Annotated in this window: 14 protein-coding genes and 1 tRNA gene; 5 read left to right on the top strand and 10 right to left on the bottom strand. The window is 64.4% G+C overall.

The window, feature by feature from the left end; genetic code table 11:
* Positions 1 to 2: 2 nt before the first annotated feature.
* From B208_RS0106040 to B208_RS24650, 5 genes are all read right to left on the bottom strand, one after another.
* Complete coding sequence (locus B208_RS0106040; RefSeq protein ID WP_007977730.1) at positions 3 to 650, bottom strand: hypothetical protein; 648 nt, start codon at positions 648 to 650, stop codon at positions 3 to 5.
* Entirely contained in the window at positions 647 to 1,258 is a 612-nt protein-coding gene (locus B208_RS0106045; protein ID WP_007977732.1) for a hypothetical protein, read from the bottom strand. Before B208_RS0106045 ends, B208_RS0106040 begins: the two co-directional genes overlap by 4 nt.
* Before the next feature lie 87 nt (positions 1,259 to 1,345).
* Positions 1,346 to 2,305 carry a metal-dependent hydrolase gene (locus tag B208_RS0106050; RefSeq protein ID WP_026177754.1) on the bottom strand — a complete coding sequence of 320 codons (960 nt, stop codon included), beginning with the start codon at positions 2,303 to 2,305 and terminating at the stop codon, positions 1,346 to 1,348.
* 116 nt (positions 2,306 to 2,421) lie between these two features.
* Positions 2,422 to 2,979: a hypothetical protein gene (locus B208_RS0106055; RefSeq protein ID WP_232423732.1), complete on the bottom strand. Its 558-nt coding sequence runs from the start codon at positions 2,977 to 2,979 to the stop codon at positions 2,422 to 2,424.
* 171 nt (positions 2,980 to 3,150) lie between these two features.
* Positions 3,151 to 3,792: a four-helix bundle copper-binding protein gene (locus B208_RS24650; protein WP_232423733.1), complete on the bottom strand. Its 642-nt coding sequence runs from the start codon at positions 3,790 to 3,792 to the stop codon at positions 3,151 to 3,153.
* Positions 3,793 to 3,986: 194 nt separating this feature from the next.
* Between B208_RS24650 and B208_RS0106065 the strand changes: the two genes are divergently transcribed.
* Entirely contained in the window at positions 3,987 to 5,171 is a 1,185-nt protein-coding gene (locus B208_RS0106065; RefSeq protein WP_049805633.1) for a pyridoxal-phosphate-dependent aminotransferase family protein, read from the top strand.
* A gap of 51 nt (positions 5,172 to 5,222) precedes the next feature.
* Here the strand turns inward: B208_RS0106065 and B208_RS0106070 are convergent, their stop codons facing one another.
* Positions 5,223 to 6,263: a DUF4352 domain-containing protein gene (locus tag B208_RS0106070; RefSeq protein ID WP_007977740.1), complete on the bottom strand. Its 1,041-nt coding sequence runs from the start codon at positions 6,261 to 6,263 to the stop codon at positions 5,223 to 5,225.
* 160 nt (positions 6,264 to 6,423) lie between these two features.
* Here B208_RS0106070 and B208_RS0106075 point away from each other — a divergent pair, with 160 nt between their 5' ends.
* Complete coding sequence (locus tag B208_RS0106075) at positions 6,424 to 7,596, top strand: ABC transporter substrate-binding protein (RefSeq protein ID WP_007977741.1); 1,173 nt, start codon at positions 6,424 to 6,426, stop codon at positions 7,594 to 7,596.
* 23 nt (positions 7,597 to 7,619) lie between these two features.
* Here the strand turns inward: B208_RS0106075 and hisD are convergent, their stop codons facing one another.
* Together hisD and B208_RS0106085 are read right to left on the bottom strand one after the other, a co-directional pair.
* A complete protein-coding gene (gene hisD, locus B208_RS0106080) occupies positions 7,620 to 8,888 on the bottom strand; it encodes a histidinol dehydrogenase (protein WP_007977742.1) in 1,269 nt (422 codons plus the stop codon).
* Positions 8,889 to 9,197: 309 nt separating this feature from the next.
* Positions 9,198 to 9,282 (bottom strand) — tRNA-Leu (locus tag B208_RS0106085).
* An 88-nt stretch (positions 9,283 to 9,370) separates the two neighbouring features.
* Between B208_RS0106085 and B208_RS0106090 the strand changes: the two genes are divergently transcribed.
* The 3 genes from B208_RS0106090 (at position 9,371) to B208_RS0106100 (ending at position 11,908) form a co-directional block, all read left to right on the top strand.
* Complete coding sequence (locus tag B208_RS0106090) at positions 9,371 to 10,177, top strand: inositol monophosphatase family protein (protein ID WP_007977743.1); 807 nt, start codon at positions 9,371 to 9,373, stop codon at positions 10,175 to 10,177.
* A gap of 86 nt (positions 10,178 to 10,263) precedes the next feature.
* On the top strand, positions 10,264 to 10,731 hold the full coding sequence (locus B208_RS0106095) for an Lrp/AsnC family transcriptional regulator (protein WP_007977744.1): 468 nt from the start codon (positions 10,264 to 10,266) through the stop codon (positions 10,729 to 10,731).
* 43 nt (positions 10,732 to 10,774) lie between these two features.
* Entirely contained in the window at positions 10,775 to 11,908 is a 1,134-nt protein-coding gene (locus tag B208_RS0106100; protein ID WP_007977745.1) for a DUF63 family protein, read from the top strand.
* Here B208_RS0106100 and B208_RS24225 read toward each other — a convergent pair.
* Both B208_RS24225 and B208_RS0106110 read right to left on the bottom strand, forming a co-directional pair.
* Positions 11,905 to 12,066, bottom strand: a complete 162-nt coding sequence (locus B208_RS24225) for a DUF7479 domain-containing protein (protein ID WP_007977747.1) — start codon at positions 12,064 to 12,066, stop codon at positions 11,905 to 11,907. The two genes, B208_RS0106100 and B208_RS24225, sit on opposite strands and share 4 nt — an antisense overlap.
* Before the next feature lie 193 nt (positions 12,067 to 12,259).
* Complete coding sequence (locus B208_RS0106110; protein WP_007977748.1) at positions 12,260 to 13,987, bottom strand: YcaO-like family protein; 1,728 nt, start codon at positions 13,985 to 13,987, stop codon at positions 12,260 to 12,262.
* Between the last annotated feature and the right edge of the window lie 46 nt (positions 13,988 to 14,033).

Here is a 14,033-nt window from a genome sequence, read left to right on the forward strand (position 1 = left end):
GTCTACTCCGAGCCTTGCATCCGGGTGTCGAGTCGGTCGGCGAGCGCACCGGTGACGTCGGTGAGATACGCGGTTCCCCACACCGCCGTGATGAGGCCGCCCGCGGTGTCGAACAGCAGGTCGAGCATCGTGTCTTCGAGACCGTACTGGGTGAGGACGGCCCTCCCGCCGAGGATGCTTCCCAAACCGCTCACCGCGAACTCGGTCACTTCCCAGATGACGCCGAACGCGACGACGAACATGAGGATGAAGACGAACATGAAGCGGGGCGGGAGGTACACGTCGGGATTGTATGCGTCGAGCGCGCGAACGGTCGCGTATCCGACTCCGGCGACGAGGGACGCGGAGAGCATGTGGGTCACGTGGTCCCACCACCAGACGTTCTGGTAGGGTCCGAGGGTACCGACCGCGTGCAGGAAGACGGCGGTGGTAATCCACAGCGTCAGTCCCGCGTCCATCGGAATCTGGTAGTCGCGTTTGAGTACGGCGGGGACGAGCGTGATGGCGAACGCCAGCGCGCTATTTATCATGATGCCGAGGTTCCCTCGGTCCATCCCGACGAAGAAGATGCCGATGAGGCTCAACTCCATCAGTCGGGTCAACTGCCGTTGGCTGTGCTCGGAGATGCCGAGTCGTTCGCGGATTCTCATCGGAGCTGCTCCTGAACGTCGATGGGCAAGCGCTCCTCCGCCGGGATGACCCGTCGGAAGTACAGCTCGAAAACGATTCCGGCGAACGCGCCGACGACCGTCGCGTAGACGAAATCCCACATCAGTCGGTACTCGCTGCCGAGGAACTGGGTTCCGAGGTACACGTCCGAAAGCCACTGAACGACCGCCCAGACGCCCGCCGTCGCTATCGTGGCGATGACGACGAAGAGGACGGCGAACCAGTGTGTCATCCGAACGGGCGTGAAGACGTGCAACTCGACGGCGACGATGAGCGCCAGCGCGGCCACCGACAGATAGGTCGCGACTCGCGTCGTGAGCGCGAGAGTTGCGAGTTCCCGCCCGAGAACGGGGAGGGCGGCGAGCACGAGCACCTCCCACGGAAGCATCGCCTCTGTGTTCCGGTACGACACGGGTGGGACGAGCGCGAGCGCCGCGACGGCCCCGGCGAACAGCGCCCACAACAGGTCGTCTTGCAACAGGCTTCCGGCCGCGACGATGAGCAGGAACCCGACGAGTAGCCACGCCAGTCCGGCGTTGACTCGCTTGTCCTCGACGAGCGCGTCCAACTGACTGACCCGCTGTGCCATGCGAGGGGGTACGGTCGGGGGCCGTAAGAATGGATAGGTCACGAAGGCCTCACTGGTTGCGGAACGCGGCAGTCAGGTAAAGAGCAATTAAGCGAAGAGATACATTCCGGCGTACGCGACGACCCCGAGCGTCACCGCGGCCATGCCGGTACACAACCACGCGGCGGGGGTGCGCACGGGGCGGAAGCGCACGGGGGGAAACGGTCGTTCGGGGTGGAGTTGCGGGCCGACGCCGACGGCACCGACCGCGAGCACCGAGAACACGAACTGGTAGGACACCGAGAGCGTCGGTGCGGGAATCACCAGCGCGGCAAGCGCGTACCCGGCACCCAACGCGGCGCGGGGATGGACGTGTTCGCGCAACTGCTTCCGAACGTCTCCGACGCGAAGGTGGAAGTACACCGAAACGGCGAACCACGCAAGCACCAGTTCCAACCCGAAGATGGCGAGCAGGTTCAGCGTCGGGTCCGGGAGCAACGTGATTCGGGAGTGAAGCAGCGTCACGTCGAGCGGATAGAAAAACTGCGGCGGCGCCCCCGTGAACACGTCGCCGAAGGGATGGGACGCGAGTCCGAAGACGACGGCGAGCAACAACGCACCCGGACCGAGGTCGGTGCGCGAGTCGGCGACGAGCGCGGCGACCGTCCCGACGACGACGAAGACGAGCATGACGCCCGCACCGAGGAAGCCGCTCGTTACGAAGGAAACCCAGACGAGCGCCGAAAGCAGGCCCGCGGAAAGCGACTTCTGCCACCAGTTCCGCGTCGCCAGGACGAACGCGGGACCGGCGATAGCGGCGACGACGAGCGAGTGAGTCACGGCGCGATGGACGAGGTGTGAACTACCCCAGAACGCGGCGGTCATCTCCCAGACGCCGCCGAACCCCGCCTGCGCGAGGCCGATGACCGCGTAGGTCATATCGACGTCCGGAACCGTAGCGAAGACGCCCGCGACGACCCCGAACGCCAGCGCGCGCTCCGTGGACCAAAATCGCTGGGCGACGAGCGCCGCGAGCCCGAAGGCGAGCAGCGCGTGGCCGACCATCATCGAACGCAACTTCGCGTTCAGTCCTCATAAGCTTCTTCCCGACCCCGATAATGGCTGATGTTAACCTATATCATGAAATCGCGGCTCACCGGTCCTTCCGGACGGCGAGCGTCGCCTCACTGGGTTCCCCCGCCTCGTCGTTGGACGGTTTCGATAGCCTTCGAGAGGGACTCTACCGCCCGGTCGAGGGCCTGAACGGTGTCCATCACGGGAGGATAACGATACCGTTGCAGCTCATCACGCGCGTCGAGGAAGGCGTTCAGAATCGCGTCCCCCACGTCGGTGCGTCGGTACGGGTTCCGCGACAGCAGTTGGACGCCGAGGTGCGCGATGTCGGCGATATCCCGACAGGTCCGCGCGCACGTCGCCAACTCCGGTCCGCGCTCGATGCACTCGTTGGCACACCATTCGGCGGTCGTTTCGAGTTTCTGGAAGTCGTGGAGGACCATCTGGACTTCGCTCGTGAGGAGGTCCTCGAACTTCGACTTCGGACCGACTTCCCCTCCCATTCGGCGGCGTTCGGACCGTTGACTCGTCCCCTGTCGGGTTCGCGGTTGCTGGCCCATCGTCCCGTGCGACCGTGGCGGTCGCTGCCGTCGGACGTGGGACCCACCGGACGGTCGCGGTCCCCGTTCGAACGATTCCTCTCGTGGTCGTCGATACCGTTGTGTCATGGTCGTTCCTCGCTCCCCGTCGGAGCAATTGCCCTTCACTCGTCGTCGGGATAAACCGGACCGACCGTTCGAAGGCGACCACGCCCGACCGTTCGAGAAAGGTGGAATTGGTGCCGGGTATGGTCCGTTTCGGCTCGGGAACACACCCTTGCGACGACCGAGAAGTGCGAGTTAGAACTGCGATTGCTGCGTGGGAATCCCCTGCTGGGTCGAGACTCCCCCCTCCGTCGTCTGGAGTTTGTCGAGCAATCGGTAGGTAGAATCGACGGCTCGGGAAAGAACGGACGCACACTCTTGACAGTGTGCGTTCTGGTGTCGCATACACTCACTCGCACACTCCTCGGCCGCGGTCGCGAACACTTCCGCGAGTTCCGGTCCGAAGACGGAATCGCGGGCGATGAGCTTCGTGTTCAGCGTTCCGAGGTCGGCAACGTCCCGACAGAGCCGAATACACTCGGCCATCTGCGGTCCCTCGTCGATACACTGGTCGGCACACCAATCACAGACTTTCGCGGCCTTCTCGAAGTCTTCGAGTGCGACGCGCATCTCGCCGGGCAACTGATCGTCGAACTGGCCGCCAGGTTGTGTCATTTGCTGGCCGCCGCTCGTGCTCGTTCCCTGCCCCATCTGCTGGCCGACTCCCTGCTGGGAGATTCCCTGTTGGCCATACTCCTGTGGGGCAGTCTGCTGGCCGCGTTGCGGTGGAATCCCGCCCCGCTGGCGGGCGCCCATTCGTCCGTACTCCTGTGATTGTCCGTACCGACCGCCACTGATTCCCGCTTGCGAGTGCTCCATGGGTCCCTGTTGTGTCATTATGTATTCCTCCACCCAGCAACGAACTGGGCTATCCCCGCATACAGCGATAGACCGAATAAACAGAGGCGACCGTTTCGACCGTTCGAGAAGTATTTGTTGCGAGAAACGCCCCGTTGCGCGAATCAACGGGTCGTTGGGTACGGGATGCCGCGAAGGCGGGATTTTTGTCACCCCGAGTGCTACGGGGCGACATGGAGAACCCCACGGTAGGCGAGTTGACACCGCCAGACAGAACGCTGATGGGTCCCGGCCCGAGCGAAGTGCACCCGCGCGTGCTCCGGGCGATGAGCACGCCGTTGGTCGGCCATTTAGACCCGTCGTTCATCGACATCATGAACGAGGTTCAGGACCTCCTTCGATACACCTTCAGAACGGAGAATCAATGGACCATTCCCGTGTCGGGGACCGGTTCCGCCTCCATGGAGGCCGCTATCGGCAATCTGGTGGAACCCGGCGACACGATGTTGGTTCCGACTAACGGCTACTTCGGCGGTCGGATGGAGTCGATGGCGGAGCGAGCGGGCGGGGAGGTCGTCCACGTCGATGCGCCGTGGGGCGAACCCCTCGACCCCGCCGACGTGCAGCTGGCGTTCGAGGAACACCAACCCGATATCTTCGGCTTCGTCCACGCCGAGACGAGCACCGGGGTGGTTCAACCCGACGTTTCCGAACTGACGAGCATCGCTCACGGCCACGACGCGTACGTCATCGCCGATTCGGTCACGTCGCTCGGCGGCGTCGAGTTGAAGGTGGACGAATGGGACATCGACGTGGCCTACTCCGGGCCGCAGAAGTGTCTTTCCTGTCCGCCGGGTGCGAGTCCGCTGACGCTCAACGACCGCGCGATGGAGAAGGTGCTCTCCCGCGAGGAAGCCCCGCGTTCGTGGTACCTCGACCTCTCCCTCCTCGAAGGCTACTGGGGCGACGACCGGGCGTATCACCACACGGCACCCATCACGAACGTCTACGCGCTCCGCGAGGCGCTTCGCCTCGTCAGCGAAGAGGGCATCGAAGCGCGCTGGGAGCGCCACCGCGAAATCGCGGGCGCGCTCAAGGCGGGTGTCGAGGCGATGGGACTCGAAATGAACGCGCCCGAGGAGTACTGGCTCCCCAGCCTCAACGCCGTTCGCGTCCCCGAGGGCGTCACGGATACCGACATCACGAGCTATCTGCTCGACCAGTACGACCTCGAAATCGCCACCGGACTGGGCGATTTGGACGGCGAAATCTTCCGCATCGGCTGTATGGGCTACTCCGCCCGCCCCGAAACCGTCTCGTATCTCGTGAGCGCGCTCGGCGACGCGCTCCGGGAACACGGTGCGGACGTGGACGTGGAGGCCGGACTGGCGGCGACCAGCGAAGCGCTCGGACGGTAGGCCCGACGAAATCGCTTTTTATCGCGGCCGGTCGGAACGACCAGCCGCCGCTTAGCGAAGGTTCCAAAACGCCTTGTACGCGGTCTCGGCGTCGAGGAAATTGAACACCCACCGGAGCGGTGCCGTCCCCGTCTCGACCTGATAGGCGAGTTCGCCGCGATGAGAAGCCCCGGCTTCGATGTCGGAATTCTCGTTGACCGGACGTTTCAGCGCCGAACTCGCGCTGATGTCGGCCGTGTACGCGAGGCCGGTTCCCGTCTTCGCGCGCATCTGGAGGAGCGTCGAGACGAACAGTCGTTCGTCCCCGTCGTTCGTTATTTCGATGTCCGGGACCACGAACTCGTACCCGTCGTCGGCCTCGATGAACTCGTCCAGTTTCTTCGTCGTTCGGACGCCGTGAACGACGACGGAAACGCCGTCGCGTGACGCTTCCGTTCCCTGCGACAGCACGGCGTCGCCGAGCGACTGTTTCAGATCTGCGACCGAGTCCGCCGTTTCCGCGAGTGAGACGGTGATTCGTTCGAACTCGAAGCGACTGAACGCCTCGAAGTCGAAGCGAAGCGACAACCTCGCCGCGCTTTTCGGCACTTCGAAGACGACATCGCCACGGACGACTTCACCGGGCGCGAGGACGCCGGTCTTCATCGGATGTCGGGGGGAACTGAACGAGGGGTCGTAACTCTCGCCCGACCCGCTCTCGAGGGTCGCGTGGAGGAAGTCGTCGAGACCCACGTACGTGCCGCTCGTATTTTTGACCGCCATCCGGACGACGGCGAACGTGTGACCGTTCCGTGCCTCGCGGAACTCGCTCCGTTTCTCCTCCCGTTTCACCCCGCGGACGACCATCGCAAGGGAGTCGTCCTTCACGACCGTACCGACCGGAACGGTCGTCGTCTTTCCGGGTTCCTCCGTTCCGTCTTCCGACCCCGTTTCGGCACCCGTGGACGCCCCCGTCTTCGACCGGTCGGTCCCGTCGCGCGACGAAGTGGTCGTACCCGTTTTGTCGCGTCCTTCGCTAGCACAGCCGGCGAGCGCCGCCATCGCGCTCGACGCGATGAACGAGCGTCGCCCGACGAGACTTCGTTTCTCCATGAGAGTGAACCCGCGTCTCGCCCGTTAAAAGGACGCGCTATCGAGACGACACGTTCCGAAGCGACACGAGCGCCCGTCGGACTCCCGGATGCGACCTCCTCTGCATTTAGGCCTGCCTAAATTTCGAAACGACTATAATGGTTTAGGTGAGCCTAAAACCATGGATCGGAACGAAGGACGCACGCGGCGCACGGTTATCAAAGGAACTGGAGCGGTTCTGGGAGGCGGTCTCCTCGCTGGCTGTACCAGCGACAGCGACTCCGGATCTCCATCGACGGACACGACGACCGGGAGCGAGGGCGACTCCACGACCGCGGCAGAGGAGACGACCACGACGGACGGACCGTACTCCGTCTCGATGGCGCCGGTCGGCGAGGTGGAGTTCGAGAGCGTCCCGAAGACGTGGGTCGCCAACAACGGCAGCTGGGCGGACATGGGCATCGCGCTCGGCCTCGAACCGCCGAAAGCCGTCTGGATGGCGAGCCGATACCACACGCAGTACTACGACGCCATCGACGGCCTCTCGGTGGACAAAAGCGACATCAAGTCGCTGTATCAAGATGGCGTCAACAAGGAGCTGTTCTACCAACTCGACGCCGACGTGCACGTGATGGACCCCAACTTCCTGATGAACCGGTTCAAGGGATGGGGACAGAAGGACGTGGACGAAATCAAGCAGAACATCGCGCCGCTGTTCGGCAACTGCATCTACGCCCAGCACTATCCGTGGCACGAAGATTACCGGTACTACACCCTCATGGAGGGCTTCGAAAAGCTGTCGAAGGTGTTCAAGCGACACGACCGCTACGAGGCGTTCGAGAAGCTCCACGCCGACTTCCAATCCAACATCTCCGACGTCGTTCCGAAGAAAAGCGAGCGCCCGTCGGCGGCCGTCGTCTGGGGCGTCGGCGACCAACCGACGAAGTTCTACCCCTACATCATCGGGAAGGGGACCGGGTTCAAACACCTGAACGACCTCGGCGTCAGCGACGCGCTGGCAAAAACGGACGTGAAGGACTTCCACGGAAGTCGCGGTTCTATCGACCTCGAAACGCTCCTGAAAGTGGACCCGGAAGTCCTCCTGCTTCGCGCGTACGAGGGCAAGACCCGAACGGAGTTCGAGAACACGGTCATCAAGTTCCTCGAAAACGACAACACGGCCAGTAAACTCACCGCCGTGAAAAACGGGGACGTCTACCGCGCCGGTGGCCTGTACCAAGGCCCCATCACGAATCTCGTCCTCACCCAGCGAACCGCCAAACTGCTGTACGGCGTCGAAAAGCCGCTCTACGACTCCCAGCGCGTCGTGGATATCGTCAACGGCGACTTCTGAAACCCCTCAGATTCGATTATCGACTACTCGAATCGCTTGCGGACGCTCTCCGCGTGGGCGTCCAACCCTTCCGATTCCGCGAGCGTCGTGATGGTCTCCGAGAGGGAATCGAGCGCGTCCTCGTCCAACCGCTGGACCGTCGTCGAGCGGAGGAAGGTATCGACGGATAGGCCGCCCGTGATTTTCGCCGCGCCGGTCGTCGGCAGGACGTGATTCGTCCCGGAGGCGTAATCGCCCGCCGCGACGGGCGTGTAGGGTCCGAGGAAGACGCTTCCTGCGCTGTCGATGCGCGAGAGGAGGTCCTCGTCGTTTTCGGCCTGAATCGACAGGTGTTCCGCGGCGTACTCCTCGGCGAAGAGGAGCGCCTCGCTCATGGAGCGCGCGACGAACACCCCGCTGGCGTCGTTGTCGAGCGCCGTCCGAATCACGTCCTCGCGTTCGCGTTCGCCCGCCTGCTTCTCGACTTCTTCCGCGACTGCCTCGGCGAAATCAGCGTCGTCCGTCACCGCGACGGAGGAAGCGTTCTCGTCGTGTTCCGCCTGTGCCACCACGTCGCTGGCGACGAACGCCGGGTCCGCCGAGTCGTCGGCCAGCACGAGGAGTTCGCTCGGTCCGGCGAGGAAGTCGATAGCCACGTCGCCCTGCACCTCCGCTTTCGCCGCCGTGACCCACTTGTTTCCGGGACCGACGACCTTCTGCACGCGGTCTATCTGCTCGGTTCCGTAGGCCATCGCCGCGATGGCCTGCGCGCCCCCGACGCGATACACGCGGTCCGCCCTCGCGGCGTGAATCGCGGCCAGCGTGATGTCGTTCTGTGGCTCGCCGGGCGGCGTGGCGACGGCCACCTGCTCCACACCGGCCACCTTCGCCGGGATGACGCCCATCAGCGCGCTGGAGGGGTAGGCCGCGGTGCCGCCGGGTGCGTACACCCCGACGCGCTCGATGGGGCGGAACCTGCGTCCGAGTTCGCGCCCGTCGAAGTCCGCCCGCCAGTCCTCGGGCAGTTGCGCCTCGTGGAACTCGCGGATGTTCGCCGCCGCGTCCTCAATGGCGTCGCGCACGTCGTCGTCGATTTCCTCGTAGGCGCGCTCGGCGTCGTCCGTGATGTCGATGTTGCCCACCTCCACGCCGTCGAACTCGCGGCAGAAATTCCTGACCGCAACGTCACCTTCCTCACGCACCTTGTCGATGATGTCGCGCACGTCGCTCCGCACGCCCTCGATTCCGGCGTCGCGGTCGAACAGCGTCCGCCGCTCGTCCGGCCCGAGGTCGGCTATCGGCTTCGGTTTCATGGACGGGGTTTCGAAGCGGGCGGAAAAACACGTTGCGCTCTCGGACGGCAAAAGACGTCGGGACCCTTCTCCGAATACCTCCGCGAAACCTCGACCGCAATGAAGTGGTCACTATCGAATCGGTCGTCGTCAGAAGTGTTGCGAGAGCCTGTGTAGGCCTGCAGTTTGCGAGGGAAGAACGCTCTGTGCGGTCTTCCTGCACTCGTGTGAGTGCGAGGGAAGGGAGTTGAACTACGTCCAGACGTTCCGTCTGGCCTCATTCAACGCCCTTCGTTCGCAGTCGCGCGCTTCGTTGCTTGCGCGCGGACATGCGAGGGAAGGGAGTTGAACCCTTGGACCTCTACAGGAGCGGATCTTGAGTCCGCCGCCGTTGGCCGGGCTTGGCTACCCTCGCACGCAGTTTGTATTGCATGGTGCGGGTGTTAAAACGTTGCGAATCGAGAAACGACACTCCTTTTCCATGTCGCCCCGCCTCTCGAACCATGACGAACGTCGAATCCCGCCTCGAACTGGCGGAGCGCGCCGCGACAGCGGGGAGCGAAATCGCCGCGGACGGCTTTCGAAGCGGTCTCGCTGTCGAGACGAAATCGAACAAGACCGACGTGGTGACGGAAGCCGACCGCAACAGCCAGCGCCGCGTCATCGAAGTTATCCGGAACGAGTTCCCCGAGGACGCCATCGTCGGCGAGGAGGAGGACGCGCTGAAGGAGGTCCCGACGGAGGGCGACGTGTGGGTCATCGACCCCATCGACGGGACGAACAACTTCGTGCGCGGGATTCCGCTGTGGACGACCAGCGTCGCCGCGGTGCGGGACGGGGACGCCGTCGCCGCCGCGAACGTCTGCCCGGCGCTGGACGACGTGTACACGGCGGACGCGGACGGGGCGTACCTGAACGGCGAGCGAATCACGGTCAGCGACCGCACCGACCCCGAGACGTTCACGGTCTGCCCGACCGTCTGGTGGGACTTCGACCGCCGCGAAGAGTACGCCGCGACGGCGGAGGGCATCGTGAAGCGATTCGGCGACATGCGTCGGTTCGGCTGTGCGCAAATCGTCCTCGGAATGGTCGCCAGCGGCGCGCTGGACGGCACCGTGACGAACATCGTTCCGAACCCGTGGGACACCGTTGCGGGCGCGTTCATGGTTCGGCAGGCGGGCGGCACGGTGACGGACATCCACGGCGAACCGTGGACGACGGAGAGTCGCGGATTGGTCGCTTCCAACGGCGAAGCGCACGAGGAAGTGCTCGCGGCGGCCCGCGATGCCGAACCATACTACGGAAATTAAACGAACGAAATTTATAATCTATTTATTGCAAGTATACCGAGCGTGGTGTGTACAATTATTTAGCGGTGGGGATTCACCGTAGCGATATGAAACTGGATGACACAGACCGTGCCATTCTGAAAGCCCTCCAAGCGAACGCCCGGACACCGTTCAGCGAAATCGCGCGACAGATAGACATGTCCAGCGCGACGGTGCACGACCGCGTTAATCGCATGGAAGAAGCGGGCGTCATCACCGGCTATCACGCCACCGTGAACCCGAAAGAGGTCTCGCTCGGCATCTCCGCGTTCGTCGGTCTCCGCGTGGAACAGGGGCGCGAGAAGGACACGCTCAAACGCCTCGAAGGAATCGACGGGATTCAGGAGGTTCACCTGACGACCGGGTCGTGGGACGTGATGGCCCGGGTGTACGCCGAAGACGCCGACAGCCTCCGCGAGTTGATGTTCGACAACATCGCCCAGATGGACGGGTTCGCCCGCTCACAGACGATGGTCGTCCTCGGGTCCCCCTACGAGAGCGAGGAACTCCCCCTCGAAATGGGTCTCGAGGAGTGACAAGACCGGAACCCTAAAACCCGCTCGCTTCGGTTCGTGCGATATGGACACAGCAAGCGAGGAAGCCGACAACGAGCGCCTGTGGATGGGGGCCGTCGCCGCCGCCATCGTGGCGCTGGTCGGCGGTGCGCTCGCGTTCCCGAAACAGGTGTACGACGGTTTCATTTGGCACTACTTCTGGGGTCCGGTACTGGCCGACGCGAACAACGCCTCCTGTGCCGTCCGCGACGGCGGCACGACGAAGTACATCTACGACGCGGCGACGTGCGCGACGGCGCCGGGTCCGGTCGCGGAACCCGGCTACACCCTCGTCTCGGAGGTCGGCTACGCGGTCACGCTCATCGTCGCGCTGATGGGCGTCGTCTACCTCCTCCGCCGACTGAACGTCGGACAGGAGCGACGCCTCTTTTACGCGCTCTTCCCGTTCATGCTCTTCGGCGGCGCGCTGCGCGTCGTTGAGGACGCGAACGACGCGCTCGGACAGGTCGGCCAGAGCGCGATTCCCTTCCCGTGGAACACGCTCATCATCAGCCCCATCATCTACTTCACCGTCTTCGCCATCACGCTCGCCGCCCTCGTCGTGAGCGTCGCCCTCGCCCGCCGCGGTGTGGTCGAGGACTACGAATATCCGCTCGCCGGAATCGGCACGGTCGTCCTCGCCGCGACGGTCGGCTATCTGGTGATGCTGGCGATGACGACCCAAACTGTCAGGTTCTACCCGCAGATGCTCGTCGTCGTCCTCGGCGGCGCGACGCTCGTCACCGCCGTCGTCTGGTGGGCGGTGAACCGATACGCACCCGAAATCAACGCCGGAACGGCCGCCATGGGCGCGGTCGTCATCTGGGGTCACGCCGTGGATGGCGTCGCAAACGTCGCGGTTCTCGACTGGGCGGGCGCGCTCGGCCTCGCCGGGCAGTACGGCGCGAAACACCCCGTCAACCGGGCCATCATCGACATCACGACGAACGTGTTCCCGGCGTCGGTGACGGACGTCATCGGGACGGCGTGGCCGTTCCTCTTCGTCAAAATCGCCGCCGCGCTCGCCGTCGTCTGGGTGTTCGACGAGCAGATATTCGAGGAGAGCCCGCGCTACGCCATCCTGCTCCTCATCGCCATCGTCGCGGTCGGACTCGGGCCGGGAACCCGCGACATGCTCCGGGCGACGTTCGGAATTTAGTCGAGTCGTTCCAACGTCGATTCGGGGAAGTACCGGTCCCCACAGTTCCGGCACACCGCCGCTTCGACGCGCTGTGCGTTCAGATGGTCCACGGAGACGCTTTGTTTCGACAGCGACGACCCGCACGTCGCACACGAGAGGTCGAACTCGGTCGTCATACCGTCACCACGCTGACCGTGTGAGCAATATTAGGCACTATTAATCTCCCTCTATGTCGTGAGTTACGAGTAGAACTGATATAAAACCCTTGTGTCTCGGTAGCACGAGTCTAGCGACGCTCGTCACTCATCGTTCGTCGGTTGCCGTTCGCCGTTCGCCGTTCGTCGCTCGTTTCTCGTCGTCCGTTCGAAGTCAGGGATACGGATGCGGCTCCCGGTCGGGACGCGCGTCGAAGCCGAGTTCGTCGGGGACCGTCCGCGCGCGCTTCCCGAAGAACGCGTCCCCGGTGAACAGCGGTTGTGCCTCGGGAGCGAGAACGCGGACCGCTTCGAACCCGAGCGACGCCACGTCGCGCGTCGTCACCCTGGCACTGTACACCGAAAGCGCCTCGCTCGCCCGCGAGACGACCGCTTCCAACTCCGCCGTTCCGTCCGACACCGGCGAACCGACGCTGGAACTCGGAATCGTCGTCTCGGGCGTGACGAAGCGCCGTGCCGACCCGGGGAACGACGCGTACCGGGCGATGGACCCCTCCGCCTCCGCGGCGTCTTCTTTCCCCATCGACTTCAGTTCCGTCCAGTTCTGGAGCGCCTCCGCGAGCGCGGAGCGGGCCGCCGCGTCCGGGTCCAAATCCGCACCCGACCCCACCGCGAACTTCGGCCATTCTCCGTCCCGGTGAACGGCGACGGCGACCACGGGAACGTCGATGTCCTGCGTGACGAGCAGGGCGGTTACGTCCAACTCCTCCGCGCGTGCTCGCTTTACCAACGTCTCGAACCCGTCGTCCTCGACGTGCAATCCCAGCGGTTCGAACGATGAGTACCACGCGAGCATCGTCGCGTCGCGCTCGATGACCTCGTACAACCCGGACAGAATCGCCTCGGCAGTCGAGTTACCCAACCCCAAACCGGTGGTTATGGCGGGCTTGAATCGCGCCGACGGCGGCGGGAAGTGGACGAACTCGGCCGGAAGGTGAACGAGTTCGCCGGTCGCCAGATTTCGCCCGGAGACCCACGCGAGTTCGTCGTCGTTCGCGTCGGGCCATCCGGCGGGCCGCACGAACTCGGCGGGAGACACCGCGTTGCCGAGATCGGACGGCCGCGCCACCGCGAACTCGTCCTCTCGATAGACGCCCGCACAATAGCGTTCCATTCCCTCGCCCAACGCCTTCATGAGCGCCGCGTCCCAACCGTCGGCGACCCCCGCCGACTGTCCCGGTGCGCTCGCGTCGCTGAATCCGTTCGTGTCCGTGACGGTCGCCAGATAGTACGGGACGGGAAACGACGACACCTCGCCGAGCGAGCGGATGACGCCGAGGCGCTCGTCCAGCGCCAGTTCGGCGTGGGAAACCGCCTCGTCCAGCGTCCGCTCCTCGTACTCGATGCCGAGCGTTCGGTCCCGCGGTTCCCCACACGTCGGGCAGTTCGGAACCGGAAGCAGTCGTCGTTCCGCGTGCGGGAGTTCCGTGACGCCGCCGAGTATCGCCGATTCGCCACCCGCAGCGAGCGTCGCCGCCTCCCTCCCGGCGACCGCACCGGCGAACCGTTCGGTGACGGCATCGTACTCGGCGGTTTCGGGGGTGTCCCCTCCCGTACCGTCGGCTTCCTCCGCGTTGGCCGCGACACGCGCACGCAAACAATCGAAACAGGCGGTTTCCGGGGAAAATCCCGAAACGGCGGCGTTCACGTCGGAACGCGGTCGGCCACCCACGCCGCCGAGTTCGACCGCAATCCACGGAATTTCCGCCCGATTCGCGCGTTCGAAGACGGATGCGCCCACCTCGTCGATGACGACGGCGAAATCGGCATCGCCGATGGAATCGGCGTCGAGTTCGGTGACGGCTCCGTCCGCGTCCGAAAGCGCCGACGTGACCGCATCGGCACCGGGACCTCGACCGACAACGCCCAGCACGGTGTTCATGCACGAGACGAGACGTGCGGATGGCAAAAGTACGGCGGATAGCCGC

This window comes from Haladaptatus paucihalophilus DX253, from assembly GCF_000376445.1.
Lineage (GTDB): Archaea > Halobacteriota > Halobacteria > Halobacteriales > Haladaptataceae > Haladaptatus > Haladaptatus paucihalophilus.

Bases quoted from the DNA above. Each gene is read 5' to 3' on its own strand.
- B208_RS0106075 (WP_007977741.1), top strand. From the start codon at position 6,424: ATGGATCGGAACGAAGGACGCACGCGGCGCACGGTTATCAAAGGAACT.
- B208_RS0106100 (WP_007977745.1), top strand. From the start codon at position 10,775: ATGGACACAGCAAGCGAGGAAGCCGACAACGAGCGCCTGTGGATGGGG.
- B208_RS0106110 (WP_007977748.1), bottom strand. From the start codon at position 13,987: ATGAACACCGTGCTGGGCGTTGTCGGTCGAGGTCCCGGTGCCGATGCG.
- B208_RS0106045 (WP_007977732.1), bottom strand. From the start codon at position 1,258: ATGGCACAGCGGGTCAGTCAGTTGGACGCGCTCGTCGAGGACAAGCGA.
- B208_RS0106095 (WP_007977744.1), top strand. From the start codon at position 10,264: ATGAAACTGGATGACACAGACCGTGCCATTCTGAAAGCCCTCCAAGCG.
- B208_RS0106070 (WP_007977740.1), bottom strand. From the start codon at position 6,263: ATGGAGAAACGAAGTCTCGTCGGGCGACGCTCGTTCATCGCGTCGAGC.
- B208_RS0106055 (WP_232423732.1), bottom strand. From the start codon at position 2,979: ATGACACAACGGTATCGACGACCACGAGAGGAATCGTTCGAACGGGGA.
- B208_RS0106065 (WP_049805633.1), top strand. From the start codon at position 3,987: ATGGAGAACCCCACGGTAGGCGAGTTGACACCGCCAGACAGAACGCTG.
- hisD (WP_007977742.1), bottom strand. From the start codon at position 8,888: ATGAAACCGAAGCCGATAGCCGACCTCGGGCCGGACGAGCGGCGGACG.
- B208_RS0106040 (WP_007977730.1), bottom strand. From the start codon at position 650: ATGAGAATCCGCGAACGACTCGGCATCTCCGAGCACAGCCAACGGCAG.
- B208_RS24650 (WP_232423733.1), bottom strand. From the start codon at position 3,792: ATGACACAACAGGGACCCATGGAGCACTCGCAAGCGGGAATCAGTGGC.
- B208_RS24225 (WP_007977747.1), bottom strand. From the start codon at position 12,066: ATGACGACCGAGTTCGACCTCTCGTGTGCGACGTGCGGGTCGTCGCTG.
- B208_RS0106050 (WP_026177754.1), bottom strand. From the start codon at position 2,305: ATGATGGTCGGCCACGCGCTGCTCGCCTTCGGGCTCGCGGCGCTCGTC.
- B208_RS0106090 (WP_007977743.1), top strand. From the start codon at position 9,371: ATGACGAACGTCGAATCCCGCCTCGAACTGGCGGAGCGCGCCGCGACA.